The sequence below is a fragment of the Streptomyces sp. NPDC026673 genome, assembly GCF_040638135.1.
Lineage (GTDB): Bacteria > Actinomycetota > Actinomycetes > Streptomycetales > Streptomycetaceae > Actinacidiphila.
Genome location: NZ_JBEZXR010000007.1, coordinates 169,445 through 195,379 on the forward strand (window position 1 = coordinate 169,445; position 25,935 = coordinate 195,379).

A 25,935-nucleotide genomic window follows, 5' to 3' on the forward strand; every position below is an offset into this window, starting at 1 on the left:
CTCAGACGTTAAATCACGCCTTGAATTAAGGCGTGACGTTCTTCACTTCCCGAAGGCACCCACCCTGGAGAGGGATCCCCGGTCATGCACATCACCCGTACCACGGCCGCCGTGACGCTCGCGGCCGCGCTCATCGCCTCCGCCACCGCGTGCGGCGGCGGCTCCTCGACCGACGGCAGCGGCAACGGCAGCCCCAAGGAGCTCACCTACTGGGCCAGCAACCAGGGCGCCAGCATCGAGGCGGACAAGGCGACCCTGACGCCCGAGCTCAAGAAGTTCGAGAAGCAGACCGGGATCAAGGTCAAGCTCGAGGTCATCCCCTGGTCCGACCTGCTGAACCGGATCCTCGCCGCCGCCACCTCCGGCCAGGGCCCCGACGTCCTCAACATCGGCAACACCTGGTCCGCCTCCCTGCAGGCCACCGGCGCCCTGCGCCCCTTCGACGCCAAGGCGTTCGAGGCCATCGGCGGCAAGGACCGCTTCGTCTCCTCCGCGCTGGGCGCGACGGGCGCCGAGGGCAAGGACCCCGCCGCGGTCCCGCTGTACTCGCTGGCGTACGGCCTCTACTACAACAAGAAGATGTTCGCCGACGCGGGCATAGCCAACCCGCCCGCCACCTGGGACGAGCTCGTCGCCGACGGCAAGAAGCTCACCAAGGGCGGCAAGTACGGCCTCGCCGTCGAGGGCGGCAACCTCTCCGAGAACGTCCACCACGCCTTCGTCTTCGGCAAGCAGCACGGCGCCGACTTCTTCGACGCCTCCGGCAAGCCGACCTTCACCACGCCCGAGGCGGTCGCGGCCGTCAAGCAGTACATCGACTTCATCGCCAAGGACAAGATCGCGGCCCCCGGCAACGCCGAGTACGCCGCCAACCAGTCCGTCGCCGACTTCGCCACCGGCAAGGCCGCCATGCTGCTGTGGCAGGCCGCCGGCTCCTCGCTGAAGTCCCACGGCATGAAGCCCGAGGACTACGGCGTCGCCCAGGTGCCGTTCCAGGCCGCGGGCGCCTCCGGCGACACCGCCGTGAACTCCATGGTCGCGGGCATCAACCTGGCGGTCTTCAAGAAGACCGACAACGTCGACGGCGCGCTGAAGTTCGTGAAGTTCATGACCAGCGACGACGAGCAGAAGATCCTCAACGGCACCTACGGCTCGCTCCCGCCGGTCAAGGCCGCCCAGTCCGACCCGGCCTTCGCCACCCCGGACCTGAAGGTCCTCGCGGACGCGCTGGCCAACAGCGCGGCGCCGCTGCCGCAGGTCGCCAACGAGAGCCAGTTCGAGACCGCCGTCGGCACCGCGATGAAGGACCTGTTCGCCGACGCCGCCGCCGGGAAGCCGGTCACCACCGACAGCGTCAAGGCCGCCCTCGAAAAGGCCCAGCAGCAGATGCCGGCGTCGTGAGCGTGAAGGAACCGATGACCGCCACCGTGCCGCCCGTCCGGCACAGCTCCAAGACGCCTTCCCCCGGCGGCCGACCGGCCGCCGGGGGGAGGGCCCCGCGCTCGCGGCTGCGCCTGCCGGCGCGGCTGCGGCGCGCGTCACTCCCGTACGTCCTGCTGCTGCCGGCCCTCGCGCTGGAACTGCTCATCCACCTGGTGCCGATGGTCGTCGGCGTGGTGATGAGCTTCAAGGAACTCACCCAGTTCTTCATCAGCGACTGGTCGGCCGCCCCCTGGAAGGGCCTGGACAACTACCGCGTCGCGGTGGACTTCAACGCCCCGGTCGGCGAGGACCTGCTCAAGTCCTTCCTCGTCACCTGCGAGTTCACGGTGCTGGCGGTCGGCCTGTCCTGGCTGTTCGGCACCGCCGCCGCGATCCTCATGCAGGACGCCTTCCGCGGCCGCGGACTGCTGCGCGCGGTCTTCCTCGTGCCCTACGCGCTGCCGGTCTACGCCGCCGTGATCACCTGGTCGTTCATGTTCCAGCGGGACACCGGCATGATCAACCACGTCCTCCACGACCAGCTGCACCTCACCGACGGCCGGCCCTTCTGGCTGATCGGCGACAACAGCTTCTTCGCGCTGGTGACGGTGTCGGTGTGGCGGCAGTGGCCGTTCGCGTTCCTGTGCCTGATGGCCGGCCTGCAGAACATCCCGCGCGAGCTGTACGAGGCGGCGGCGATGGACGGCGCCGGGATCTGGCAGCAGATCCGCAGGATCACCCTGCCGTCGCTGCGCCCGGTCAACCAGGTGCTGGTGCTGGTGCTGTTCCTGTGGACGTTCAACGACTTCAACACGCCCTATGTGCTGTTCGGGCGGGCGGCGCCGGACGCCGCGGACCTGATCTCCATCCACATCTACCAGTCGTCCTTCGTGACCTGGAACTTCGGCTCCGGCTCGGCGATGTCCGTACTCCTGCTGCTGTTCCTGCTCGTCGTGACGGTGATCTACCTGCTCGCCACCTCCCTGAGGAGGAAGGATGCCTGACGTCCGCAGCCCCATGGCCGCGCCGCGCTCCTTCGTGTGGACCCGGCGGATCGTGCTGACCGTGCTGGCGGCCTTCGCGCTGGCGCCGGTGTTCGTCATGGTCGTCTCGTCGCTGAAGCCGCTGCAGGACGTGCAGGGCCCGTTCCGCTGGTTCCCCAGCGGCTTCACCCTGCGCCCGTACGCCGACATCTGGCACACGGTTCCGCTCGCCCGGTACTTCGTGAACTCGCTGCTCGTGGCGGGCGGGGCGACGCTCTGCTCGGTCGCGGTGGCGATCTTCGCGGCGTACGCGGTGAGCCGCTACGACTTCAAGGGACGCCGCTTCTTCTCGGTGACGATCCTGTCCACCCAGATGTTCCCCGGCATCCTCTTCCTGCTGCCGCTCTTCCTGATCTTCGTCAACCTCGGGAACGCGACGGGCATCGCCCTGTACGGCAGCCGCGGCGGCCTGATCCTGACCTACCTCACCTTCTCGCTCCCCTTCTCCATCTGGATGCTGGCGGGCTACTTCGACTCCATCCCCCGGGATCTGGACGAGGCCGCCATGGTCGACGGCTGCGGGCCGCTCGGCGCGCTGTTCCGGGTCGTCGTCCCGGCCGCCGTGCCCGGCATCGTCGCCGTGTGCGTCTACGCCTTCATGACGGCCTGGGGCGAGGTCCTCTTCGCCTCCGTCATGACCAACGACACCACCCGCACGCTCGCCGTCGGCCTGCAGGGCTACGCCACCCAGACCGACGTGTACTGGAACCAGGTCATGGCCGCCTCGCTCGTGGTGAGCGTGCCCGTGGTCGCCGGGTTCCTGCTCCTGCAGCGCTACCTCGTCGCCGGGCTGACCGCCGGCGCCGTCAAGTGAGCCCGACCGCTCCTCAGCTTCCCCCGAACGAAAGGCAGTCCGTGACCCTCGACCTCAGCGCCCTCCCCGACGGATTCGTGTGGGGCGCCGCGACGGCCGCGTACCAGATCGAAGGAGCCGTGGCCGAGGACGGCCGTGCGCCCTCCATCTGGGACACCTTCTCCCGCACGCCGGGGAAGGTCGCAAACGGCGACACCGGTGACGTCGCCTGCGACCACTACCACCGCGTGCCGGAGGACATCGCCCTGATGGGCCGCCTCGGCCTGGACGCCTACCGCTTCTCGATCGCCTGGCCACGCGTGATGCCGCAGGGCGGCGGGCCGGTCAACCCGGCGGGCCTGGCCTTCTACGACCGCCTGGTCGACGCCCTGCTGGAGGCGGGCATCACCCCCTTCCCGACGCTGTACCACTGGGACCTGCCGCAGGCCCAGCAGGACCGCGGCGGCTGGCCGGAGCGGGAGACCGCACTGCGCTTCGCCGAATACGCCTCCGTGGTGGCCGAGCGGCTGGGCGACCGGGTCACCCACTGGGCGACGCTCAACGAGCCGCTCTGCTCGGCCTGGATCGGCCATCTGCAGGGCGCGATGGCCCCCGGCCTGACCGACATCACGGCCGCCGTCCGCGCCTCGTACCACCTGCACCTGGGCCACGGCCTGGCGGTGCAGGCGCTGCGCGCCGCGATTCCGCACGCCCAGGTCGGCATCGTCAACAACCTCAGCCCCAGCGAGCCCGCCTCCGACCGGCCCGAGGACGTCGCCGCGGCGCTGCGCGCCGACGGCCACACCAACCGCTGGTGGCTGGACCCGATCCACGGCCGCGGCTACCCCGAGGACATGCTGGAGCTGTACGGGGTCGAACTGCCCATCCAGGCCGGCGACATGGAGACCATCGCCGCTCCGCTCGACTGGCTGGGCCTGAACTACTACTTCCGTGACATCGTTGCCGACGACCCGTCGGGGCCGGTCCCCCACACCCGCGCCCTGCGCGTCCCGGACGTCCGCCGCACCGCGATGGACTGGGAAGTGCACGCCGACGGCCTGGAGCGGCTGCTGCTGCGGCTGACCGAGGAGTACGGCGCCCGCAAGATCTACGTCACCGAGAACGGCTCGGCGTACGAGGACCGCGTCGGCCCCGACGGCCAGGTCCACGACCCCGAGCGCACCGCCTACCTGGAGGAGCACCTGGCGGCCTGCGCCCGCGCCGTGCGCGGCGGCGCCCCGCTCGCCGGCTACTTCGCCTGGTCGCTGCTGGACAACTTCGAGTGGGCGTACGGCTACGACAAGCGCTTCGGCCTCGTCCACGTCGACTACGAGACCCAGCGCCGGACCGTGAAGGGCAGCGGCCGCCGCTACGCCGACATCATCGCCGCCCACCGGCGCCGCGCCCGCAGCGCGGCCTGACCTCCCCGCCATCCCGTCTCCACCCCCCACACAGGAGATCCGCGATGCCCCACTCCCCCCACATCGGACGCCTGATCGCCGTGCTCGCGGCGGTCGCGGCGGCCTTCGCCGGATTAGTGCTCGCCGGACCGGGAGCGGCCGCCGCCACGGCCGTCCAGGTCACCATGACCACCACCTCCGACGGCAAGACCGTCGTCCGGGGCCTGCAGGAGCAGGCCCCGGCCGCCTTCGAGCCGGGCGACGGCAGCGGCGGCACGGTCGTCACGGTCGACCCCGCCGCCCGCTACCAGCCCTTCGAGGGCGGCGGGGCGTCCTTCACCGACAGCGCCGCCTGGCTGATGAACTCCTCCGGCGCGCTGTCGGCGGCCACCCGCGACGCCACCATGCGCAAGCTGTTCTCCCCCACGGAGGGCATCGGCCTGGGCTTCCTGCGCAACCCCGTGGGCGCCTCGGACATCGCACGCAGCCACTACACCTACGACGACACCTGCTGCGACCTGTCGGACTTCTCCATCTCCCGGGACCTGGCCGACGTCCTGCCGCTGACCCAGCGGGCACGGCAGCTCAACCCGGACCTGAAGGTCATGGCGGTGCCGTGGTCGGCGCCGGCGTGGATGAAGGACAACGGCAGGCTGACCCAGATGGGCCGGCTGAAGCCGGAGTACTACGGCATGTACGCGCAGTACTTCGTGAAGTACCTGCAGGCGTACGAGCAGCGCGGCGTCCACGTCGACTACGTCTCCGTCCAGAACGAGCCGCAGTGCTGCGGAGCGAACAGCAACTACCCCACGATGGAGTGGACCGGCGCCACGCTGCTGGACTTCACCAAGAACCACCTCTTCCCGGCGTTCCGTGCGGCCGGGATCACCACCAAGGCGCTGATCCACGACTGGAACCACGGGGACTGGAACACCACCGGCGCAGCCCAGCTCGCCGACGCCGCGCTGCGCGGCGACCCGCTCTTCGGCGGCGTCGCCTGGCACGGCTACGCGCCCACCCCGCCGGACTACGGGCTCGGCGGCACGATCCAGAACCAGTACCCGGGCGTGCCCCAGTACGAGACCGAGCACTCCGGCGGCACCTGGGTCGCCGACCAGCAGCTGGAGGACCTGCGCGACATCACCGGCTTCACCCGCAACTGGGCCCGCGCCTACGTGAAGTGGTCGCTGGCACTGGACCAGGCGATGGGTCCGCACGCGGGCGGCTGCGGCACCTGCACCGGGCTGATCACCGTGCACAACGGGGACGCGCGCAGCGGCCAGGTCGACTACACCGTCGAGTACTACACGATGGGGCAGCTGACGAAGTTCGTCCGCGCGGGCGCGGTCCGGATCGGCAGCAACGCCACGGACCCGGTGTGGAACACGGCCTTCGTCAACAGCGACGGGCAGCGGGTGCTGGTCACCCACAACTCCTCCTCGTCCACCCGGCAGATCACGGTCCGCGAGGCCGGGCAGCACTTCTCCTACAGCCTGCCCGCCCGCGCCACGACCACCTTCACCTGGTCCGGTGCCCCCACCGGCGGCGGGGGCGGCGACGGCATCAGCACCTCCGCCTGGTACCAGGTGACCGGCGCGGGCTCCGGCAAGTGCGTGGACGCCAAGGACCGGGGCACCGCCAACGGCACGGCCGTGCAGCAGTGGAGCTGCGTCGCCGGGCAGACCAACCAGCAGTGGCAGTTCCGCCCGACCGACGGCGGCTACTACCGGGTGGTCAACCGCGGCGCGACCGCCACCGAGCAGGTGTGGGACGTCACCGGCGGGTCGTCGGCGACGGGTGACTCCGTGCCGGTGCAGACCTGGCAGTGGTCCTCGGGCGCCAACCAGCAGTGGCGGCCGGTGCTCCAGGCGGACGGGTCGTACGTCCTCACCGCCCGGCACAGCGGCAAGTGCCTGGACGTCGCCGCCGCCTCGACGGCCGACGGCGCCCTGCTGCAGCAGTACACCTGCAACGGCACCGCCGCCCAGTCCTTCCGGCTGACGCCGGCGGGCTGACCGAATCCCGCGCGGCGCCGGCGTACGGGGCGAGGCCGGCGCCGCGCGGCACCAACCCCCCTCCGGGGCGCCGGGGCCCCGGAGGGGACCGCCTGGTGCGGCTCGTGCCCGCCCGCCGTCTCCTGAGGGCCGTCAGGCCAGGTCGTCCCAGCGGCGCGTGAGGTGGTCGGCGCCCGCCTCGGTCGGCGATCCCCACAGACGCAGGCGGGCGATGCCGCCGTCGGGGTAGGTCTCGACGCGCACGTGGGTGGCGGCGGGGGCGTCGACCACGAAGCGGTGCACGGTGTCCGGCCGCAGGCGCGTGCGCGGCAGGATCTCGAACCACGCGCCGTCTTCGCCGTCGCGGCCGAGCAGCGCGGCCCAGCCGGCGGCGTTGCCCTTGTAGTAGCCGGTGTCGAGCTCGACGGCGCGGATGACGCCCTGCGCGGCGAGGCGGTAGCGCGCCCAGTCGTGGCCCTTGTCGCGGCGGCGGCGGGTCTCCCAGCCGTCGCCCATGCGGCGGGACCTTCCGGGCAGGATCGGGTTGACCGGCGAGGAGTAGAAGCGGTCGGAGACGTCCTCGGCCGCGCCGCCGTTCTCCAGGGCGACCAGGTCGAAGGTGCCCAGCGCGGTCAGCCAGGCGGGGTCGGGCACGACCTCGCCGTGGACCCGCAGCCGCGCGATGCCGCCGTCGGGGAACTGCTTGAGCCGCAGGTGGGTGAAGCGGCGCTCCACGGCCACCTCGAAGCCGTTGGCGGCGTGGCCGCCGACGGCGGTGCGGGGCACGAGCCCGGTCCACTCCACGCCCTCGGCGAGCAGGTCCTCGGGCGCGGCGGACAGCGGCGCGGAGGTGGCCTCGACGGCGACCTCTTGGGGGTGGTTGCCGCGGAAGTGGGCGGTGTCCACCACCAGGCCGCGGACGACCCCGGGGGCGGCGAGGCGGATCAGCGCCCAGTCGTGGTCGGCGTCTGCGGGGTGCGGGCTGTCGGGGCCGGTGCCGCGCCGGCGGCGGGTCTCCCAGCCGTCCATGACCTGGCCCTTGTGCCCGAATTGCTCGGGCCGGAACTCCGGGCGCTCCGGGACGAGCAGGTTCTCCCGCTCGGCGAAGAACTCGTCGTTGGCGGCGATCACCCCGGCGCCCAGGCGCCGGTCGGCGAGGTCGACGAGGCCGGTGAACGGCAGGTCCGCGCCGCGGTAGTCGGCGTAGGGGTCCCCTCCGGGATACGGCTGGGCGGCGCCGGTGTACCGGGGTGTGGCAGTCACGCGTTCTCCCTTTCGATGAGGCGGCCGGAGGGGTGGGCCGGGGTGCCGTGGTCGGCGATCCGCTCGCCGCGCAGCCAGGTGCTCCGTACGACCCCCTGGAGGGTGCGGCCCGCGTAGGCGGTGACCTGGTTGCGGTGGTGGAGCGCCGCCGGGTCCACGGTGAAGCTCTCGTCGGGTGCCAGGACGGCGAAGTCGGCGTCGTGGCCGGGCACGATGGCGCCCTTGGTGGTCAGTCCGGCGAGGCGCGCGGGGCCCCACGCCATCCAGCGGACCACGTCGCCGAGTGTGGCGCCACGCCGGCGGGCCTCGGTCCAGATCGCGGGCAGACCGAGCTGGAGGGAGGAGATCCCGCCCCAGGCGGCGCCGAAGTCGCCGGTGTCGAGGCGCTTGAGGTCGGCGGTGGAGGGCGAGTGGTCGGAGACGACGCAGTCGACGGTGCCGTCGAGCAGCCCCTGCCACAGGGCGTCCCGGTTGCCCGCCTCACGGATCGGCGGGCAGCACTTGAACTGCGTGGCGCCGTCCGGGACCTCCTCGGCGGTGAGCGTCAGATAGTGCGGGCACGTCTCGGCCGTCAGGCGTACCCCGTCGCGGCGGGCGGCGGCGATCAGGGGCAGCGCCTCGGCGGAGGACAGGTGCAGGATGTGCACCCGGCAGTCGAGACGCCGGGCAAGAGTGATCAGCCCCTCGATGGCGGTGTTCTCTGCGGCGCGGGGACGGGAGGCCAGGAAGTCGGCGTACTTCGGGCCCGAGGGCGGCGGGGCGCCGTCGATGAGGCGGGCGTCCTCGGCGTGGACGATCAGCAGCCCGTCGAAGCGGGCGATCTCCCGCATCGCCTCCTCCAGTTCCGCCGGGCCGAGTTGCGGGAACTCGTCGACGCCGGAGGGCAGCAGGAAGCATTTGAAGCCGAAGACCCCGGCTTCGTGGAGGGGCCGCAGGTCCTTGGTGTTGCCGGGCACCGCGCCGCCCCAGAAGCCGACGTCGGTGTGGACCCTGCCGCGGGCGGTGGCGCGTTTGACCTCGAGGTGGGCAGTGGTGGTGGTCGGCGGGATGCTGTTGAGCGGCATGTCGACGAGCGTCGTCACACCCCCGGCCGCGGCGGCGCGGGTGGCGGTCGCGAACCCCTCCCACTCGGAGCGGCCGGGGTCGTTGATGTGCACATGAGTGTCGACCAGCCCCGGGAGCAGGGCGTCCGTGCCCAGGTCGACGAGGCGGGCGCCGGCCGGAAGTCCGGTCCCGTACGGCAGAACGGCGGCGATCCGGCCGCCCGCCACGGCCACGTCCGCGGGGCGCTCGCCCTGCGGTGTGACGACCCGTGGTGAACGGAGCACCAGCTCGATCCCGTCAGCGGCCTCGGACACGGGCTCCCCTTCCGCGGGCGTCTCACAGAAATTCAACGTTCTGTTGAAACGCATCTTCCGCTCGCGCGCGCGGCGCCGTCAACCCCCACCGCGAGCGCCCGGTGCGCCCCGGCAGTACAGTTGGAGGATTCCACGAAATGGAATGCGGTTTCCGCGCCCGCCGTCCGTCGCTTCGCACACGACCGCCCCGAACGGCGATCGCATGCCTGGTCAGGGCCGGTAGGCTGCACCATCACCACCGTCCGCCTGGGGAGGAAACGTGGCGTCAGACCGCGCCGGGGGCGTGCAGTCCCTCGAACGCGCCTTCGACCTGCTGGAGCGGATGGCCGACGCGGGCGGCGAGGTGGGCCTCAGCGAACTGTCCGCGAGCAGCGGGCTGCCGCTGCCCACGATCCACCGCCTCGTGCGCACCCTGGTCGACTGCGGCTACGTACGCCAACAGCCCAACCGCCGCTACGCGCTGGGCCCCCGGCTGATCCGCCTCGGCGAGAGCTCGTCCCGGCTGCTCGGCACCTGGGCCCGCCCGTACCTGGCGGAACTGGTCGAGGCCACCGGCGAGACCGCGAATATGGCACTCCTCGACGGCGACGAGGTCGTCTACGTCGCCCAGGTCCCCTCGCGGCACTCCATGCGGATGTTCACCGAGGTCGGACGGCGCGTCCTGCCGCACTCCACGGGCGTCGGCAAGGCGCTGCTGGCGTACGTGCCGCCGGAGGAGGTCCGGGCCCTGCTGGCCCGCACGGGCATGCCGGCCGCCACGGAGCGGACGATCGTCGACCCGGACGAATTCCTCGCGGAGCTGGAGCGCATCCGTACGCAGGGCTACGCAGTGGACGACAACGAGCAGGAGGTGGGGGTCCGCTGCCTCGCGGTCACCGTCCCCGACTCCCCCACGGCCGCGGCGATCTCCATCTCCGGTCCCGCCGGACGGGTCACCGAGGCGGCGACCGAGAAGATCGTGCCGGTACTGCAGGGCGTGGCGCGGCAACTGTCGGCCGCGCTGGCCGGCAACGGGACGCTCTGAGCGCGCTCGGCCTGCATGGCGGCGGGGCCTGTGGGTGGGCGCGGGTTCGTCTCGCGCCCTGCGGGCGCAAAGCGGCGGGCTGCGGACGGGAGGGTGGGGGCGACTCTCGTCCGGCGTGTGCGGGTGGGTGCGTGGCGGGGTTCAGGCTCCGGAGCGGGTCGGCTTTGCGGGTGGGCGCGGGTCTCGTTGCCGCCCGCGGGTATAGATGGCCGCTTCCACGCCATCGGTCAGTGGTGGGCGCGCCCGCCGTGACCTGCGTCTGCGGGTGATTCGGGGTGCTGTCGAGGGGGCCATGGGACATCGGGCTCGCTTTCGCCGACATAGTCGGCGGAACAGAGCCCGATCTTTGGGCCGGAGAAGATCGGGCCCGCTTTCGCCGACTATGTCGGCGAAACAGAGCCCGATCTCGGAAACCGACCTGCCGAACCCATGTCCTGTCGGGGAATCACCCGCAGACGCAGGTCACGGCGGGCGCGCCACCCACCAGGAGTAGGCGTGGAAGCGGCCATCTATACGCGCGGACGGCGACGAGACCGGCACCCGCGAACGACCGACCCCGCTCCGGCGCCTGAACCCCCGCCGACCACCCACCCGCACACCGCCACGACGGACCAGCCCCCCACCCTCCCCATCCGCAGCCCGCCGCCTTGCGACCGAAGGGAGCGAGACGGCGGGAAAGCCGACCAACCACCGGCACCACCGGCACCGCCACCCGATCACGGGAGAGGCGACGCGAGAGGCGATACGGGGCCACATCGGCACGAGGGCGGCCCGGGTGGTCGGGGACGGGCCGGCAGCGGTCGCCGTACGGACGTACGCGATCGGAAATGGGACGGCGTGCCGCCGGGGCGGCTTGACCTCGAGCCCACTCCAACATCTACCGTCGTCACGGTAGCGACCACGACCCCGAACGGGTGACCACCATGCAACTGGGCCTGCACCTCACCAAGTTCGATCACCCCGCGGGACCGGCCGGGCTCGCGCCCGCGCTGGCCGCGGCCGGCGAGGCCGCCGAGTCGGCCGGCGCGGGCTGGCTGTCGGTGATGGACCACTACTTCCAGATGGAGAACAACGGCGGGGCCGAGGCCGCGATGCTGGAGGCCTACACGACGCTGGGCTATCTCGCCGCCCGCACCACCTCCGTGCGGCTCGGCGTCCTCGTCACGGGGATCACCTACCGCCACCCCGGCCTGCTGGCGAAGATCGCGACCACGCTCGACGTGCTCTCCGGCGGCCGGGCGACACTCGGGCTCGGCGCCGCCTGGTACGAGCGCGAGCACCTGGGCCTGGGCGTGCCCTTCCCGCCGCTCGCCGAGCGCTTCGAGCGCCTGGAGGAGACGCTGCGGATCTGCCTGCAGATGTGGGACCCGGACGACAACGGCCCCTTCGAGGGCGCGCACTACCGGCTCGCCGAGACCCGCTGCACGCCGGCCCCGGTGAGCACGCCGCGCCCGGAGATCATGATCGGCGGCAGCGGCGAGCGGAAGACGCTGCGCCTGGTCGCCCGCCACGCGGACGCCTGCAACCTCTTCGCCTCCTCGCCCGCCGAGGTCGCGCACAAGCTGGACGTGCTGCGCGGGCACTGCGACGAGGCCGGGCGCGACTACGCGGAGATCCACAAGACCATGCTCTACGTCGGCGACTCCATCCGGGACGGCGACACCGACGCCTTCGTCGCCGACATGGCCGGTTACGCCAAACTCGGCATCGAGACGGTCATCGTGGTGCCGCCGGACGCCGAGCCGGCCGGCTGGATCGAGAGCCACTGCGCGCCGGCGGTCCCCCGGCTGGCCGAGCTCGGCTGACCTCCCTCGCGGGCATCCCGCGTCACTCGGGACGCGGGGTGCCGAACAGCTCGATCGCCCGCCGGACCTCGGTGAGGGCTCCGGACAGCGCGCTGACGGAACCCAGCGCGCCCGCGATCACCAGCAGGCCGCGGCGCAGCCGCGGGACGTCCGGTACGCCGGCGTCCGCGGCGGCGGCCAGGGCGGCGAGCTCGTCCTCGGCGATGTGCCGGTCAGGTAAGTTCGCCCGGTACCCGGCGAGTTCGCGGCGGCAGCGGGCGACCGCGGCCCGCAGGGCGGTGACCCTCGGGTCCAGGGCACCGTCGTCGTCCACCGCCGCACGCGCGGCCACGTCCTTCACCACTGATACGTCCCCCACAGGTAGGCCCCCGGTCATCGCCCATGGACGGCCGGCCCCATCCGGTCCGCCGTATCGGGGAGGACAGTAAACGCGACAGAGCGCTTCCCCCGCTATACGGAGAGCGAAATCCGCCGTAACTTCCTTCGCCGCGTGACGACTTGCCGACATTCACCCAACGTCCGGGGCCCCGGTCCGGTTCCAGTCCGCGAGCAGCCAGTGCCCGGCGCCGACGTGCCGCCAGCGGGCCATCGAGGCATGGGCCACGTACGCGCCGCCGGACGGCGGGGGGCCGAGCAGCCGGCGCAGCGCCAGAACGACGGCGTCGTGCGTGACGAGCAGCCGGACCGGGCCCGGGCCGGCTTCGGCGGCGGCCAGGAAGTCCCGGACGCGGGCCTCGACGTCCCCCGTCGACTCGCCGCCCGGTGGGCGGTACCCGGCCTCGCCCAGGCGTGCGCGCCGCCGCGCCTCCTCGGGGAAACGCTCGCGGACCCCTTCCGGGGTGATCAGTTCCAGCGCCCCCATGCCGCGGTCCCGGAGCCGTGCGTCGTAGCCGACGGGGAGCGGTGCGCGGCCGGCGGCGGCGTAGGCGTCCGCGACGGCGCTCAGGGTCTGCCGTGCCCGCCGGAAGGGCGAGCAGTGGGCGAGGCCCGGCGCCTCGGCGCCGGGCAGGGCGAGCAGCTCCCGGCCGAGCCTGACGGCCTGCTCACGGCCGAGCGGCGTCAGCGCCACGTCGGCGTCCCGGACCCCGTCCAGCGACACGCCACGGGCGAAGGCCGCGTTCGCCTCGCTCTCGCCGTGCCGTACGGCGATGATCCAGCTCGTCATGGCCGGTCCTTCCGCCCGCTCCCCTTCCACGGTATCCAGGGGGTGTGGAACGCGACGGGAGAACGGGCGCCGTCGCCGGGCTGCTGCTGGCGGCCGGCGGCGGCAGACGGCTGGGCGGCCGGCCGAAGGCCCTGCTGGAGTACGGCGGACGCCCGCTGGTGGAGCACGCCGCGCGGGTGCTGCGCGCGGGCGGCTGCGCTCCGGTGCACGTCGTGCTGGGGGCGGCCGCCGCGGAGGTGCGGCGGCGCGCCGCGCTGGACGGCTGCGCGGTGACCGTGAACCCGCACTGGGAGCAGGGCATGGGCTCCTCGCTCCGCGCCGGTCTGGAGGCCCTGGCGGACAGCGGCGCGCGGGCCGTCGTCGTGGCGCTGGTGGACCAGCCCGGGATCGGGGCCGCGGCGGTGGCCCGGGTGGCGGCCGCCTACGCCTCCCCGGAAACGCTCGCCGCCGCGGCGTACGACGGCAGGCGCGGGCATCCCATCCTGCTGGGCGCGGACCACTGGGCGGCGATCGCCGCGAGTGCGGTCGGGGACCAGGGGGCACGCTCCTACCTGAGACGGCACGAGGAGGCGATCGCACTCGTCGAGTGCGGGGACGTCGCGGTCCCCGCCGACATCGACACCCCGGACGACCTGCGGCTGCTGGCGGGACCGCCGGAGCCCCCCGCACCGGGTGCCACAAAACGTTGAAGTTCCACTATGCAAAAACTATGCTCCACGCAGCAGAAGCGCCCGCCCGGCCGGGGCGCCTCGCAGCCGTAACCCGCCCGGCCCGGCACCCCGTGCCAGGCCCGGGCGCGGTGGCCGCCCGGCTCCTCCGGCCGTACGGCACCCCTCATCGGCAAGAGGAGAGTCAGGTTCATGTCCGCACCAGGGCCCGCACCGCACGCCGTCGTCGCCGACACCGCACCCCCCGTCGAGCGCGCGGAGGAGGTGCTGACCGACGCGGCGCTCGCCTTCCTCGCCGAGTTGCACCGCCGCTTCGCGCCCCGCCGCGCCGAACTCCTCGCCCGGCGCAAGGACCGCCGCGCCGAGATCGCCCGCACCGGCACCCTCGACTTCCTCCCCGAGACCGCCGCCGTCCGCGAGGGCGACTGGCGCGTCGCCGACGCCCCCGCCGCACTCGAGGACCGCCGGGTGGAGATCACCGGCCCCACCGACCGCAAGATGACGATCAACGCCCTCAACTCCGGCGCCAGGATCTGGCTCGCCGACTTCGAGGACGCCTCCGCTCCCACCTGGGAGAACGTCGTCGGCGGCCAGATCAACCTGATCGACGCCTATGAGCGCCGCATCGACTTCACCTCCCCCGAGGGCAAGACCTACGCGCTCAAGGACGACGCGGAACTCGCCACCGTCGTCATGCGCCCCCGCGGCTGGCACCTCGACGAACGCCACCTGACCGTCGACGGCGAGCCCGTCCCCGGCGCCCTGGTCGACTTCGGCCTGTACTTCTTCCACAACGCGCACCGCCTCCTCGCCAAGGGCAAAGGCCCCTACTTCTACCTCCCCAAGACCGAGTCCCACCTCGAAGCCCGCCTGTGGAACGACGTGTTCGTCTTCGCCCAGGACCATGTGGGCGTGGCGCAGGGCACCATCCGCGCCACCGTCCTCATCGAGACGATCACCGCCGCCTTCGAGATGGACGAGATCCTCCACGAACTGCGCGACCACGCCTCCGGCCTCAACGCGGGCCGCTGGGACTACCTGTTCTCCATCGTCAAGAACTTCCGCGACGCCGGCGAACGCTTCGTGCTGCCCGACCGCAACTCCGTGACGATGACCGCGCCCTTCATGCGCGCCTACACCGAACTGCTGGTCCGCACCTGCCACAAGCGCGGCGCCCACGCCATCGGCGGCATGGCCGCCTTCATCCCCTCCCGGCGCGACGCCGAGGTCAACGCGGTCGCCTTCGAGAAGGTCAAGGCCGACAAGGACCGCGAGGCCGGCGACGGCTTCGACGGCTCCTGGGTCGCCCACCCCGACCTGGTGCCGATCGCCCGCGCCTCCTTCGACGCGGTGCTCGGCGACCGCCCGAACCAGAAGGACCGGCTGCGCGAGGACGTCCACGTCACCGCCGCCGACCTGCTGGCCGTCGACTCCCTGGAGGCCAAGCCCACCTACGAGGGGCTGCGCAACGCCGTCCAGGTCGGCACCCGCTACATCGAGGCATGGCTGCGCGGCCTCGGCGCCGTCGCCATCTTCAACCTCATGGAGGACGCCGCGACCGCCGAGATCTCCCGCTCCCAGATCTGGCAGTGGGTCAACGCCGGCGTCGTCTTCGCCGACAACGGCGAGAAGGCCACCGCCGAACTGGTACGCGCCCTGGCCGACCGCGAACTGGCCGCGATCCGCACCGAACTCGGCGAGCAGGCCTTCACGGCGGGCCGCTGGCAGCAGGCCCACGACCTGCTGCTGAAGACCGCCCTCGACGAGACCTACGTGGACTTCCTGACCCTGCCCGCGTACGAGCTGCTCGGCTGAGGACCACCCGCGGGCCCCGGCCGACACGGCCGGGGCCCCGCTGCGCCGCCGCCCGCGCCGGAGAAAAGACCACCCCCGGAGCACGGCCCGCTGGCATGATCGACGCCATGCCAGCACCACGCCCCCGCGCCATGAGGCCCGGCCCGTACCTCCCGGTGCACATCGGCGACGCGATCGCGCGGGCCGACCGATGCGCCCACCTCAAGGCCCGGAAGGGCGCCGCGCATGCCCTTTGACCACAACGACCACTACCACCGGCTGCTGCTGCGCCGGATCCCGCCCGGCGCCCTCACCGCACTGGACGTCGGATGCGGCACCGGCCGCTTCGCCCGCCGCCTCGCCGCCCGGGGGCTGCGGGTCGACGCGATCGACGCCTCACCGGAGGCCGTCACGGCGGCCGGGACCGCGCCCGGGATCACCTTCCGGGTCGCGGACGTGACGCGCGTGGAACTGCCCAAGGGCCACTACGACGTCATCACCTGCCTGGCCAGCCTGCACCACGTGCCGTTCTCCACCGTCACCGCGCTCCGTGCCGCCCTCGCCCCCGGCGGGGTCCTGCTCGTCCTGGGCTGCCACCCCGAACGCACCCCCGCCGACTGGGCGGTGAGCCTGACCGCCGTCCCCGTCAACGCCGCCGCCCGGCTCGCGGTCGCCGCCGCCGACCGGCTGCGCGGCCGCTCCCCCGAAGCCGTCCGGGCACCCGTACGGCCACCGACCACGCCCCTGCCGCAGATCCGCGCCGAGTCGGCACACCTGCTGCCGGGCAGCCGCCTCAGACGGCTGCTGTTCTGGCGCTACCTGCTGGTGTTCCGCAACGACACGGGAGGCTGAGACGGCACGCCGCCCCGCCCCCGTGCCGCTCAGGCCTGACCGGTGTCAAAGCGGCTGATCTTGCCCTCGTCCACGGTGAAGCGCCACTTGGTGCGCATCTCACCCCAGGCGTCGTTCCGGTAGTCCGCGATGAGGGTGAGTCCCGCGGAGTCCTGGGACTGGACGTCCATGTGGCCGTGGGACTCGAAGATCTCCCGCTCCGCCCACTCGTCGACGTTCCGGTCGGAACCGTCGTCGGACATCGTCGCGTTCTCGGCGAGCGCGGCGTGGAAGGCCTCCCGGTCCCCGGCGTTCACAGCCGAGACGAAGGCGCGGACGGCCGGCTCGTTGAGGGCGTCGGTGCGGATCATCGGTGCTGCTCCCTGTGCTCACGGATGGTGGCACCAGCCTCGCCCGAGCAGCCGTGCCGCGCTACCCGGGCCCGCGCCCGCCCCACCGGTTCACCCGGGAAGACCGCCACCGCTGGCACGGGAGCGGGACCGCGGGGACCCTGGACTCCAGCCCGGCAGCCCGGCGGCCCGAGAGCGACGGCAGGAGCACACCCGTGGGGAGAGAGGGCGAGGGCCGCACCGGCGAAGGACGCGATGTACTGGCCTACGTCCGCCTGCTGCCCGTCGTGCTGCTCGTCGGCGGCTTCCTGGTGGACTACGTGACCCCCGCCCAGTTCAGCGCCACCGCCTTCTACTCCGTCGCCCCGATGCTCGCGGCCCCCCTGATGTCCCTGACCGGCACCGCGCTGGTCGGGCTGGGCGCGATCGCGGCCGACGCGGGCATCCTCAGCCACTTCGGGCTCATCGGCGGCCCGGGCGGCATCAGCGAACTGATGTCGATCAGCGCCGTCGCGATCGTGGCCGTGTTCATCAACCGGCTGCTGCACATCCGCGACGTCCGGCTGCGTTCCGCACGCGGCGTCGCCGCGGCCGTGCAGCGGGCCGTGCTCCCCGAACCGCCGCCGCGCGTCGGACCGTTCCGGGTCGCCGCCCGCTACGAGACCGCGGAGGCCGAGGCGGAGATCGGCGGCGACCTCTACGCCGTCCAGGAGACGCCGTACGGGCTGCGCTGCATCATGGGCGACGTGCGCGGCAAGGGCATGGCGGCCGTGGAGGCGGCGACCGTGGTGCTCGGCGCGTTCCGGATGGCGGCCGACGAGGAGCCGACCCTGTCCGGGGTGGCGACGCGGATGGACCGGGCTCTGTGGCGCGAGGCGGAGCGCCGGGAGGGCATGGACCGGCTGGAGTGGTTCGCCACGGCGGTGCTCGCGGAGTTCCCGCCCGGCGGCACGCGGCTGTGCCTGGTCAACCGCGGCCACCCGCCGCCGCTGGTGCTGCACGGCGGCACGGTGCGCAGCGCCGAACCCGAGGGCCACGCGCTGCCCCTCGGCATGGGGTTCGGCAACGACCCCGACGCGGTCGACACGATGCCCTTCCCACCGGGCTCGACCCTGCTCATGCACACCGACGGCGTCACCGAGGCCCGCGACCCCGACGGCACCTTCTACGATCCGGTGACCCGGCTGAACGGGGTCCCGTTCTCCGGCCCCGCCGAACTGCTGGACGCGCTGCTGGACGACGTCCACGCGCACACCGGCGGCCCTCGGAGCGACGACATGGCGCTGCTGGCGGTCTGTCACTTCTGAGGCGCCCGCGGGCAGCGGATCGACGCCCCGGCGCGGCGAGGGACGCCACCGGGAACCGGCGGATGCCGCGCCCGCGCCACCCGCGTAAACACGGAGCACTCCCGACCGCCGCGCCGGCGGCGCAGATCCGCGAGCCCTGCCACGGGGTCGGCCGCGGTCCCGGCCGACCCGGAGCAGGTCCCGGTGTTCGACGCCGTGTTCCAGGCCGGAGGTGGTGGGGCTGCCGGAGGTGGCGGCCGCGCTGGGCGCCGCGCTGCGGGAGGCGGGGATCGGGGTGTCGCCCGACAGGGCGGAGCGGTTCGCGTGCGGTGACCGTGCCGGGTCCGGCGGCGACGCGGGAGTTGCGTGCTCCGGGTCGGCCCGCATCCGGGGGTACCTCGTGAGCGCGCGCGACGGCGCGCCAGGGCTTCTCGACCCCCACATTACTTCGATGCCCCGCCCGTGGAACATGGCGAAGCCCCGCAGGTCTCGACCACCTGCGGGGCTTCACGCCCATTCTGCGCGACCGAGGCCGCCGGCATCTACCCTGCTGCCGTGAACGCACCCGCCATCCGCCAACTCCGCGCCGCCCGGGACCGGGCCCTCGGCGACCCGGGCATCGCGACCTCCCGGTCCCGGGCGGAACGGCTGAGGAAGGCCACCGCCGTACTGGAGCGGGCCGCCGCCGACCTGCCGGCGCGGTCACTGGGCAGCCTCGACGCGCTGTTCGACGACGCCGTCCTCGGCCACCCCGGGCGGCCGGACACGGTGCTCGGCAGGATCGCGGCCGGTCTCTACCGCACGCGGGCCGGGGAGGTCGGCAGGGAGCTCACGCCGGCCAGCCAGCGCGACATCATGGACGGCATCGCCGACCTCAACCGGGCGGCAGGACGGCCCGCGTTCCCGTGGCAGGCCCGCGGGATGCGCCCGTGGTCGAAGCACACCAAGGAGCCGCTGGACTTCACCGGGCACATCGTGCTGCGCCGGGCGCTCACCACGCCCGTGGAACCGCGCCGAGAGCCGTACCGCCTCCGGTTGCTGGCGGCGCTGGAGGTGCTGTGGGCGACGGCGGTGCCCCGCGAGGGCCTGGTGGCGGCCGACGTCACCGACCTGTCCGCGACGGAGTCCGGCATCAGGCTCACGGTGAACCTGCCGGGCCGGACCGCCGCGACCGTGCAGGAGTTCGCGCTCCCCCACTCGGCACGGGCCGCGCTGCGCCTGTGGCTGCCGGTGCGCCGGGAGGTCGTCGCCCGGCACCTCGACGCCGGGCCCGACCACCCCGCGAACCAGGCCCTGTTCGTGACGCTGCGGCACACGGTGGCCGAACCGGCCTCGGGCGCCGCCCGGATGGTGCCGCCCGGCATCCGCATCACCGGGAACGGTCTGGAGACCGACTACAGCAAGTGGGCCCGCAGACTGAACGGCGAGCACGTCGGACGCAAGGGCTGGCCGGTGCCGACCGACCTCTACACCGTCGCCCGAGGCGGCGCCGCCCGCCGGGCCGCCCAGGGCCGCTCGCAGGGGCGCGGCCCGGCCCGTTAGACAGGTTCAGCCGGTGCGGGTCCGCGCCCGGTGGCCGTCGAGGACGTCCTGGCGGAGCAGGAAGCCGAAGCCCGCGGACTCCAGACGCCGGCCCAGTTGCGCCTCGTCGACGCCGAGGGCGGCCGCGGTGCGGGCCAGGTGCCAGTCGTGGGCGGCGAGGCGGTCGAGCAGGTGGCCGCGGCGCGCCTGGTTCTCCGAGAGCCGGAAGGTCTTGAGGTAGACGGTCCGGCCCCGCTCGTCCGTGACGGCCTCACCGATGTGGTTCTCCTGTCCGGGGCGGAACTCCGGCAGGAACCGGGAGAGGGTGAAGGGGCCCATCCGGTACACCGTCCGCCAGGTGAGGGACTGCTCCAGGAGCGCGGCGGCCATGGTCGTGTCGTGGAACCGCGCCCAGGCCCGCTCCTGTCCGGCCGCCGCGGCACGCAGCTCCGCCAGGGAGCCGATGCCCGTGTCGGGGATACGGGCGCGGAACTCCTGCACGGGCGGCATCAGCGTGGCGTAGTGGTGGACGAGTTCGCCGTAGAGGTCCTGCACGAGGGTCGGGTGCAGCGCGCGGTAGTCGTCGGGGTGCGGCACGACGAAGGCCGCGGCCAGGGCGTCGGCGACGTAGAGCAGGACCCCGCACTGACCGGGGTGGATCTCGAAGACCCGCAGCGCGTCGGCGAGTCCGCGCACCTCGGCCCCCGTGTACGCCTCCTCCGCGCGCGGGGACAGGCCCCGGCGCAGCGCGCGCTGCGACCACTCCTCCCAGGCGACCGAGGGGCCGCCCAAGTGCAGTGCGAGATAGCCCTCCAGTGCCAGGTGCAGGGGGAGGAAGCGCAGCCTGCCCTTGGCCTCGCGGCGGGCCATCCGGCGGTGCATGCGCAGGGCGCCCGTGGCGGGGCGCACGTCGTTCGCGCCCGAGGTCAGTTGCGTCCCGTAGGCGGCGGCCGGGGTGCCGTCACCGGTCCAGGTGGCGACGAAGGCGTGCGGGATGTACGAGACGTACCCGTGCCGCGGGCCGACCCGGACGGCGGACGGCCCGTAGCCGAGGACCCTCGGGTGCAGCCGCAGGTCCTCCACGGGCTGCTCGCGCACCAGCGGGACCAGGCGCACGGCGCCCCAGACCTGGGAGGGGCGGGTGTCCAGGCCGGTCAGGTCGAGTGCGGTCATCGGGCGTGCTCCCCCCGGTGGGTTCGGTCGAACAGTCGCTGCGCGCGGGCGGCGAGGTAGGCGGCCAGTTCGGCCGGGCCGGTGCGGCCCTCGGCGAACTGGGCGAGTTCGACGAGCGCGGGCAGGTCCTCGGCGTCGCGGATGCCCGCGGTGGCCACGGCCGGGGACAGCCGGCGCACGTCGAAGCCGTCCGCGTCGTAGACGGGGTTGAGGTGCACAACCTCGGTGCGGCGCCCGGGGTCGATGCGGGCGCGCCACACACGGAGCACCTCGCCGGCCAGGCCCGGGGGCGCGTTGTCCCAGCCGTCGGAGACGATCACCAGCCGGGACGGCCCGGTCTCCAGCGCGTCGAGGATCCGCCGGCCCAGCGGCGTCGCCCCGTACGGTCGGACGAGCAGGGCGTCGGTCCGCCCGGACGTCCACAGCCCGGTGTACGCGCCGGCGAGCGCGGCGAGCAGGTGGTGGCAGGCCAGGGCGACGGCCAGCGGCCGGCGGCGCTTGGTGCCCGAACCCGAGGCGGAGAAGCTGTCGTCGAGGACGGCGGTGACCCGGCCCCAGCTTCCCCGGTGCGCTCCGGCCACCCGTACGGCGGCGGCGTCCAGGGCGGCGGTCAGTTCGCGGCGCCGGTGCAGGCGCTCCTCGACGGGCAGCGAGAGCACATAGGAGGCGAGCCGGGTCAGCGGCATGCGGTCCAGGGCGGCCGGCACCGCGCCCGCTTCGTGCCGCCGGGCGGACTCCTGGAGCCGCAGGGTCTCCAGGCGCGTCATGCGCGGGGCGATGCGCTCCAGGAACACCTCGCGCGGGACACCGTGCTTGGCGGCGAAGCCCTCGGCGACGGTGTAGGGCAGTTCGTACAGGGCGTCCTGCGCGAAGTGCGCGCGGCGCCAGGCCTCCAGGAGCGGTGTGTCGTACCGGCCCCGGCTCAGCGGGTGGAACACGAACGTGCCCAGTTCCTCCCCCGCGGGAGCGAGATGGGCGTGCCGCAGGGCCCGCTTGAAGCCGCTGCGGTACTTCACGGCGTCGAGGGCCGGGTCCGGGCGGGCGGCGATCCAGTCGCGGATGATCGCCCGGGTCCGCCGGTTGTTCACCCCGGCCCGGCGCAGGCCGCCGAAGATCCCGTACACCCGCTGCGGCGGCAGCAGGGCGAGCCGGGAGGCGATCAGCCGGCCCTCGGCGCGGCGCTGTTCGTCGGTGGCCTCGGCGGCGGTCTCCAGCAGCCGGTGGATGATCAGTGCCGCGTTGTGGTCGTTGATGTCGAGGGCGAGGACCCCGGCGTACAGGTCGCGGTAGTTGCCCAGCATGTACGCGTGGAGGAAGTCCAGCGACAGCCGCTGCTCCCCGGCACCGGAACGGAACTCGCGCTGACCGGTCGCGGTGATCGCCGCGTTGACGAACAGCAGCACGTCCTCGGCGGCGACGGCCGCCCCCCGCTCGCTCATGGCGTCGACTCCCCCCGTCCTGGACGCCGGCCGGGGAATGGGGGCACGAGCAGCGAATCATTGCTTCAGAGGCAGGTTCCGGAAGTCGCACCGTAGTCCCGCGGCCGGCACGGTGACGGTAACAGAGCCGGTGGGGAGCGCTCCAACGGGTTCCCGGCCGGTCGGCGCCGCCCTCCGCCGTGCGGCGTCCGGATGCGGCGAACGCCGGGTCCCGGCCCCGGCGGGGACGGGACCCGGCACCGGTCGGGGGGCCGTCCCTCCCCCGACCGGGGTCCGCGGGTGATCGCGCCGATCAGCCGGTGAGGCCCGCGATCCGGGCGAGCCGCCGGGCCTGCTCGCGGGTGGCGCGGGCGATGGCGTCCTCGTCCGCGGTGACGAGCCGGCCGTCCTCCACCACCGGCCGGCCGTTGACCAGGGAGAGGGTGACGGGGGCGGCCGCGCCGAGCACCAGGGCGGCGACCGGGTCGGCGATCGAGGCGTGGGCGAGGGTGTCCATCCGCCACAGGACGAGGTCGGCGAGTTTGCCCGCCTCCAGGGAGCCGATCTGCTCGGCCCGGCCGAGCACCCGGGCCCCGCCGTACGTGGCCAGGCGCAGGGCCTGACGGGTGTTCAGCGCGGCCTCGCGGTGGGCGCCGAGGCGGTTGATGAGCAGCGCGTTGCGCAACTCGGTGTGGAGTTCGCCCGATTCGTTGGACGCGGTGCCGTCCACGCCGAGGCCGACCGGGACGCCGGCGGCGAGCATGTCGGGGACGCGTGCGATTCCGGCGGCGAGGCGGGCGTTGGAGGAGGGGCAGTGGGCGACACCGGTCCGCGTGCGGGCGAAGGCGGCGATGTCGGAGTCGTCCATGTGGACGCAGTGCGCCATCCACACGTCCGCGCCGAGCCAGCCGGTGGACTCGAAGTAGTCCGTCGGGCCCATGCCGAACAGCTCCTTGCAGAACTGTTCCTCCTCGACGGTCTCGCTGCCGTGGGTGTGCAGCCGAACGCCCTTGCGCCGGGCCAGTTCGGCGCCCTGGCGCAGCAGTTCGGTGGTGACCGAGAAGGGGGAGCAGGGCGCGACGGCGATCTGCGTCATGGCGTCGAAGGAGTCGTCGTGGTGCTTGCCGATCGTCTCCTCGGTGGCGGCCAGGGCGCCGTCGAGGGTCTCGACGGCGAAGTCCGGGGGCAGGCCGCCGTCGGACTCGCCGCGGTCCATGGAGCCGCGGGCGAGGGTGAAGCGCACGCCCATGTCGGAGGCGGCCCGGATGATGGAGCCGGACAGGTCGCCCGTGCCGCGCGGGAAGACGTAGTGGTGGTCCATGGCGGTGGTGACGCCGCCGCGGGCCATCATCGCCAGGGAGCCCTGGGCGGCCGCGTGGGTCATCCGCTCGTCGATGCGCGCCCAGGTGGGGTAGAGGGCGACGAGCCAGTCGAAGAGGTTGTGGTCGGTGGCCAGGCCCCGGGTGATCCACTGGTAGAAGTGGTGGTGGGTGTTGACCAGGCCGGGGGTGAGCAGGTGGCCGGTGCCGTCCACCCGTCGCACGACGCCCTCCAGCCCGGTGGGGGCGGGGCCCGCGCCGACGGACTCGATGCGGTTGCCGGAGACGACGACGTGCCCGGTGACGTGCTCGGTGTCGTGCGCGTCGACGGTGGCGACGGCGCAGTTCTCGATGACGATGCGCTGTGCTGCGGCGGTCGCGGGGGTCATGGCGGGCCTCTCAGTCCGTCACCGGGATGCGGGGCTCGGCGCCGTCGCGCAGGACCGTGCCCTCGATGAGGCCGTAGGGCCGGTCGGCCGCGAAGTACACCGCGCCGTCGGGGGTGTCGTTCTTGAGGCCGAACGGCTCCAGGTCGACGAGGAAGTGGTGCTTGTTGGGGAGCGAGAGCCGCACCTCGTCGATCTCGGGGCGGTGCTCGAGCACCCGGTCGCCCATGGCGTACAGCGTCTGCTGCAGGGAGAGCGAGTAGGTGCCGGCGAAGGCCTCCAGGAGGTGGCGGCGGACCTCGGCCCAGGACTCCTCCCAGTGCGGGGCGGGGTCCTCGTCGCGGGTCCAGCCGAACCGCCAGCGGGCGCGGACCTCGGTGGCGAGGACGCGGTCGCCGGTCTCCTGCAGCGTGGTGTAGCGGTCCTTGATGAAGCCCCGGAACTCGGAGTCGGTGGTGTTCATGACCACGAGGTCCTTCAGACCGGAGACGACCTGCCACCGCGCGCCGTCGAGGACGACCTCGGTGGTGCGGGTCTCCCGGCCGCCGCGGACGAAGGAGTGCTCCTGCGTGATCCGCTCCCAGGCGTACTCCTCGATCCGGATCCTGGCCCGTTCGATGGAGTCCTGGCTCGTGACGAAGTGCCGGGCGAGGTGGATGCCGAACTGCTCCGCGGACTCGATGCCGTGCTGCTTGGCGAAGGCGAAGACGGTGTTCTTGGTGGTGTCGGTGGGCAGTACGGCGGCGTTGCTGCCGGAGTAGTGGACGTCGTCCATGGCGCCGGAGAGGGCGACGGAGACGTTGAGGTCCTTGACGTGGTGGGTCGCGCCGTCGCGGGTGACGCGGACGACACGGGTCTCCGCCTTGCCGTACTGGTTCTGGCCGAGTCGGGTGGGCGACATGTCGGTGCTAGCTCCCTCGGTATACGGAGTAGCCGAACGGGTTGAGCAGCAGCGGTACGTGGTGGTGCTCGCCCGGCTCGACGGCGAAGACGATCGCCACCTCCGGGAAGAAGGCTCCGCTGTCCCTGGTGCGGGGGGCGTCCTGCTGGTCCGCGGCCGGCTTGCGGTGGACGGTGCTCCGGCGGGCGAAGTACGCCTCGGTGGCGAACTCCAGCCGTACGTGGCTGGTGCCTTCCGGCGGGTCGGGCAGGTCCTTGCAGCGCCCGTCGGCGTCGGTCACCGAGGCGCCGTGCGGCACCCAGGGCGCCTCTCTCCCGGCGCGCACCGACTGGGCGACGGCGACGCCCGGCGCGGGGCGGCCGGCGCTGGTGTCCAGGATGTGCGTGGACACGGAGGTCATGAGGGGTCCTCCCGGGCGGTCTCGACGAGCCGGGCGAGCCGGATGCGGTTGATCTTCCCCAGTTCCGTGCGGAGGATCTCGCGCTCGGTGCCGGGGTCGTTGCCGATCCGCTCCTTCAGCGCGGCCAGCATCTCCTCACCGGTCCTGCCGGTGGCGCAGATGAGGAAGACGTGGCCGTGCCGCCCCTGGTACGCGAGGTTGAGATCGAGCAGTTCCTCACGCAGGGAGTCCCGCACCCCGCTCTGTTCGCGGGCGGAGACCGGGTCGCCGGGCCTGGGTCTGCCGATCGGCGGGTGGCCCGCCATCGCCTCGGCCAGGTCGCCGACGCCGAGCCCGTCCGTCGCGGCGTCGGAGGCGGCGAGCAGTGCGTCGAGTGTGTCGTACGGGCGGGCCGCGGCCACGGCGGCACCCCAGGAGCGGCTCGCGCACACCTCGTGCAGCAGCGCGGCCGCCTCCGGTCCGCCGGCGGCGTTGAACCGGGCCAGGCCCGGGGATGGGCTGGAAGTCACAACGGCACGCTAAGAGCGGCCACGGCGCGACGTCAACACTTTGTTGAAAAAATGGAGGCGGGTCGCCCGGACGGGCGCACCGCACGACCAGGCCCGACCCAGGGGCGCCCAG

24 protein-coding genes are annotated in these 25,935 nt (G+C 73.2%); 13 read left to right on the forward strand and 11 right to left on the reverse strand.

Features of this window, described 5'->3' with window-relative positions; genetic code table 11:
• Positions 1–84 precede the first annotated feature (84 nt).
• The 5 genes from AB0F62_RS08625 to AB0F62_RS08645 are packed head-to-tail and all read left to right on the forward strand — an operon-like array spanning position 85 to position 6,673.
• A complete protein-coding gene (locus tag AB0F62_RS08625; protein ID WP_361793903.1) occupies positions 85–1,401 on the forward strand; it encodes a sugar ABC transporter substrate-binding protein in 1,317 nt (438 codons plus the stop codon).
• A gap of 14 nt (positions 1,402–1,415) precedes the next feature.
• Positions 1,416–2,426, forward strand: coding sequence for a sugar ABC transporter permease (locus tag AB0F62_RS08630; protein ID WP_361793906.1), 1,011 nt, complete (start codon positions 1,416–1,418; stop codon positions 2,424–2,426).
• Positions 2,419–3,279 (forward strand): carbohydrate ABC transporter permease, encoded by an 861-nt coding sequence (locus AB0F62_RS08635; RefSeq protein WP_361793909.1) that lies wholly within the window; start codon positions 2,419–2,421, stop codon positions 3,277–3,279. Before AB0F62_RS08630 ends, AB0F62_RS08635 begins: the two co-directional genes overlap by 8 nt.
• Before the next feature lie 41 nt (positions 3,280–3,320).
• Positions 3,321–4,679, forward strand: coding sequence for a GH1 family beta-glucosidase (locus AB0F62_RS08640; protein WP_361793912.1), 1,359 nt, complete (start codon positions 3,321–3,323; stop codon positions 4,677–4,679).
• Between the two features lie 44 nt (positions 4,680–4,723).
• Entirely contained in the window at positions 4,724–6,673 is a 1,950-nt protein-coding gene (locus tag AB0F62_RS08645; protein WP_361793915.1) for an RICIN domain-containing protein, read from the forward strand.
• Between the two features lie 132 nt (positions 6,674–6,805).
• On the opposite strand, the gene alc is transcribed toward AB0F62_RS08645, so the two are convergent.
• Both alc and allB read right to left on the reverse strand, forming a co-directional pair.
• Positions 6,806–7,915: an allantoicase gene (gene alc, locus AB0F62_RS08650; protein WP_361793918.1), complete on the reverse strand. Its 1,110-nt coding sequence runs from the start codon at positions 7,913–7,915 to the stop codon at positions 6,806–6,808.
• Positions 7,912–9,273 carry an allantoinase AllB gene (gene allB, locus AB0F62_RS08655; protein ID WP_361793921.1) on the reverse strand — a complete coding sequence of 454 codons (1,362 nt, stop codon included), beginning with the start codon at positions 9,271–9,273 and terminating at the stop codon, positions 7,912–7,914. The genes alc and allB overlap by 4 nt, the downstream gene beginning before the upstream one ends.
• Positions 9,274–9,532: 259 nt before the next feature.
• Here allB and AB0F62_RS08660 point away from each other — a divergent pair, with 259 nt between their 5' ends.
• On the forward strand, positions 9,533–10,297 hold the full coding sequence (locus AB0F62_RS08660) for an IclR family transcriptional regulator (RefSeq protein WP_361793924.1): 765 nt from the start codon (positions 9,533–9,535) through the stop codon (positions 10,295–10,297).
• Positions 10,298–11,220: 923 nt separating this feature from the next.
• Positions 11,221–12,102 (forward strand): LLM class F420-dependent oxidoreductase, encoded by an 882-nt coding sequence (locus AB0F62_RS08665; RefSeq protein WP_361794031.1) that lies wholly within the window; start codon positions 11,221–11,223, stop codon positions 12,100–12,102.
• Between the two features lie 22 nt (positions 12,103–12,124).
• Here the strand turns inward: AB0F62_RS08665 and AB0F62_RS08670 are convergent, their stop codons facing one another.
• Together AB0F62_RS08670 and AB0F62_RS08675 are read right to left on the reverse strand one after the other, a co-directional pair.
• Positions 12,125–12,445, reverse strand: a complete 321-nt coding sequence (locus AB0F62_RS08670) for a DUF5955 family protein (RefSeq protein ID WP_361793927.1) — start codon at positions 12,443–12,445, stop codon at positions 12,125–12,127.
• 165 nt (positions 12,446–12,610) lie between these two features.
• Positions 12,611–13,267 carry a histidine phosphatase family protein gene (locus AB0F62_RS08675; protein WP_361793930.1) on the reverse strand — a complete coding sequence of 219 codons (657 nt, stop codon included), beginning with the start codon at positions 13,265–13,267 and terminating at the stop codon, positions 12,611–12,613.
• Positions 13,268–13,311: 44 nt separating this feature from the next.
• Between AB0F62_RS08675 and AB0F62_RS08680 the strand changes: the two genes are divergently transcribed.
• The 4 genes from AB0F62_RS08680 to AB0F62_RS08695 all read left to right on the forward strand — a co-directional run bounded on the left by AB0F62_RS08680 (position 13,312) and on the right by AB0F62_RS08695 (position 16,581).
• Positions 13,312–13,956, forward strand: coding sequence for a nucleotidyltransferase family protein (locus AB0F62_RS08680; RefSeq protein ID WP_361793933.1), 645 nt, complete (start codon positions 13,312–13,314; stop codon positions 13,954–13,956).
• Between the two features lie 171 nt (positions 13,957–14,127).
• A complete protein-coding gene (aceB, locus tag AB0F62_RS08685; RefSeq protein ID WP_361793936.1) occupies positions 14,128–15,750 on the forward strand; it encodes a malate synthase A in 1,623 nt (540 codons plus the stop codon).
• 107 nt (positions 15,751–15,857) lie between these two features.
• The gene (locus AB0F62_RS08690; protein WP_361793939.1) at positions 15,858–15,986 is read left to right on the forward strand and encodes a hypothetical protein; all 129 of its coding nucleotides are present in this window, start codon (positions 15,858–15,860) and stop codon (positions 15,984–15,986) included.
• Positions 15,976–16,581, forward strand: a complete 606-nt coding sequence (locus AB0F62_RS08695; protein WP_361793942.1) for a class I SAM-dependent methyltransferase — start codon at positions 15,976–15,978, stop codon at positions 16,579–16,581. Before AB0F62_RS08690 ends, AB0F62_RS08695 begins: the two co-directional genes overlap by 11 nt.
• Positions 16,582–16,610: 29 nt before the next feature.
• On the opposite strand, the gene AB0F62_RS08700 is transcribed toward AB0F62_RS08695, so the two are convergent.
• Complete coding sequence (locus tag AB0F62_RS08700; protein ID WP_361793945.1) at positions 16,611–16,931, reverse strand: nuclear transport factor 2 family protein; 321 nt, start codon at positions 16,929–16,931, stop codon at positions 16,611–16,613.
• Positions 16,932–17,125: 194 nt separating this feature from the next.
• Between AB0F62_RS08700 and AB0F62_RS08705 the strand changes: the two genes are divergently transcribed.
• Both AB0F62_RS08705 and AB0F62_RS08710 read left to right on the forward strand, forming a co-directional pair.
• On the forward strand, positions 17,126–18,217 hold the full coding sequence (locus AB0F62_RS08705; RefSeq protein ID WP_361793948.1) for a PP2C family protein-serine/threonine phosphatase: 1,092 nt from the start codon (positions 17,126–17,128) through the stop codon (positions 18,215–18,217).
• A gap of 534 nt (positions 18,218–18,751) precedes the next feature.
• On the forward strand, positions 18,752–19,738 hold the full coding sequence (locus AB0F62_RS08710; RefSeq protein ID WP_361793951.1) for a hypothetical protein: 987 nt from the start codon (positions 18,752–18,754) through the stop codon (positions 19,736–19,738).
• A 6-nt stretch (positions 19,739–19,744) separates the two neighbouring features.
• On the opposite strand, the gene AB0F62_RS08715 is transcribed toward AB0F62_RS08710, so the two are convergent.
• The 6 genes from AB0F62_RS08715 to uraD all read right to left on the reverse strand — a co-directional run bounded on the left by AB0F62_RS08715 (position 19,745) and on the right by uraD (position 25,823).
• Positions 19,745–20,890, reverse strand: a complete 1,146-nt coding sequence (locus AB0F62_RS08715) for a hypothetical protein (RefSeq protein ID WP_361793954.1) — start codon at positions 20,888–20,890, stop codon at positions 19,745–19,747.
• Positions 20,887–22,329 carry a hypothetical protein gene (locus AB0F62_RS08720; protein ID WP_361793957.1) on the reverse strand — a complete coding sequence of 481 codons (1,443 nt, stop codon included), beginning with the start codon at positions 22,327–22,329 and terminating at the stop codon, positions 20,887–20,889. The genes AB0F62_RS08715 and AB0F62_RS08720 overlap by 4 nt, the downstream gene beginning before the upstream one ends.
• Before the next feature lie 292 nt (positions 22,330–22,621).
• On the reverse strand, positions 22,622–24,016 hold the full coding sequence (locus AB0F62_RS08725) for an 8-oxoguanine deaminase (protein WP_361793960.1): 1,395 nt from the start codon (positions 24,014–24,016) through the stop codon (positions 22,622–22,624).
• A 10-nt stretch (positions 24,017–24,026) separates the two neighbouring features.
• Positions 24,027–24,914, reverse strand: coding sequence for a factor-independent urate hydroxylase (gene pucL / locus AB0F62_RS08730; RefSeq protein ID WP_361793963.1), 888 nt, complete (start codon positions 24,912–24,914; stop codon positions 24,027–24,029).
• Between the two features lie 7 nt (positions 24,915–24,921).
• Positions 24,922–25,314: a hydroxyisourate hydrolase gene (gene uraH / locus AB0F62_RS08735; protein ID WP_361793966.1), complete on the reverse strand. Its 393-nt coding sequence runs from the start codon at positions 25,312–25,314 to the stop codon at positions 24,922–24,924.
• The gene (gene uraD / locus AB0F62_RS08740; RefSeq protein ID WP_361793969.1) at positions 25,311–25,823 is read right to left on the reverse strand and encodes a 2-oxo-4-hydroxy-4-carboxy-5-ureidoimidazoline decarboxylase; all 513 of its coding nucleotides are present in this window, start codon (positions 25,821–25,823) and stop codon (positions 25,311–25,313) included. Before uraD ends, uraH begins: the two co-directional genes overlap by 4 nt.
• Positions 25,824–25,935: the final 112 nt, after the last annotated feature.

Excerpts from the sequence above, each read along its gene's own strand:
- AB0F62_RS08625 (WP_361793903.1), top strand. The coding sequence starts at position 85 with ATGCACATCACCCGTACCACGGCCGCCGTGACGCTCGCGGCCGCGCTC.
- AB0F62_RS08630 (WP_361793906.1), top strand. The coding sequence starts at position 1,416 with ATGACCGCCACCGTGCCGCCCGTCCGGCACAGCTCCAAGACGCCTTCC.
- AB0F62_RS08635 (WP_361793909.1), top strand. The coding sequence starts at position 2,419 with ATGCCTGACGTCCGCAGCCCCATGGCCGCGCCGCGCTCCTTCGTGTGG.
- AB0F62_RS08645 (WP_361793915.1), top strand. The coding sequence starts at position 4,724 with ATGCCCCACTCCCCCCACATCGGACGCCTGATCGCCGTGCTCGCGGCG.
- AB0F62_RS08665 (WP_361794031.1), top strand. The coding sequence starts at position 11,221 with ATGCAACTGGGCCTGCACCTCACCAAGTTCGATCACCCCGCGGGACCG.
- AB0F62_RS08675 (WP_361793930.1), bottom strand. The coding sequence starts at position 13,267 with ATGACGAGCTGGATCATCGCCGTACGGCACGGCGAGAGCGAGGCGAAC.
- aceB (WP_361793936.1), top strand. The coding sequence starts at position 14,128 with ATGTCCGCACCAGGGCCCGCACCGCACGCCGTCGTCGCCGACACCGCA.
- AB0F62_RS08690 (WP_361793939.1), top strand. The coding sequence starts at position 15,858 with ATGCCAGCACCACGCCCCCGCGCCATGAGGCCCGGCCCGTACCTCCCG.
- AB0F62_RS08695 (WP_361793942.1), top strand. The coding sequence starts at position 15,976 with ATGCCCTTTGACCACAACGACCACTACCACCGGCTGCTGCTGCGCCGG.
- AB0F62_RS08700 (WP_361793945.1), bottom strand. The coding sequence starts at position 16,931 with ATGATCCGCACCGACGCCCTCAACGAGCCGGCCGTCCGCGCCTTCGTC.
- AB0F62_RS08715 (WP_361793954.1), bottom strand. The coding sequence starts at position 20,890 with ATGACCGCACTCGACCTGACCGGCCTGGACACCCGCCCCTCCCAGGTC.
- AB0F62_RS08720 (WP_361793957.1), bottom strand. The coding sequence starts at position 22,329 with ATGAGCGAGCGGGGGGCGGCCGTCGCCGCCGAGGACGTGCTGCTGTTC.
- AB0F62_RS08725 (WP_361793960.1), bottom strand. The coding sequence starts at position 24,016 with ATGACCCCCGCGACCGCCGCAGCACAGCGCATCGTCATCGAGAACTGC.
- pucL (WP_361793963.1), bottom strand. The coding sequence starts at position 24,914 with ATGTCGCCCACCCGACTCGGCCAGAACCAGTACGGCAAGGCGGAGACC.
- uraH (WP_361793966.1), bottom strand. The coding sequence starts at position 25,314 with ATGACCTCCGTGTCCACGCACATCCTGGACACCAGCGCCGGCCGCCCC.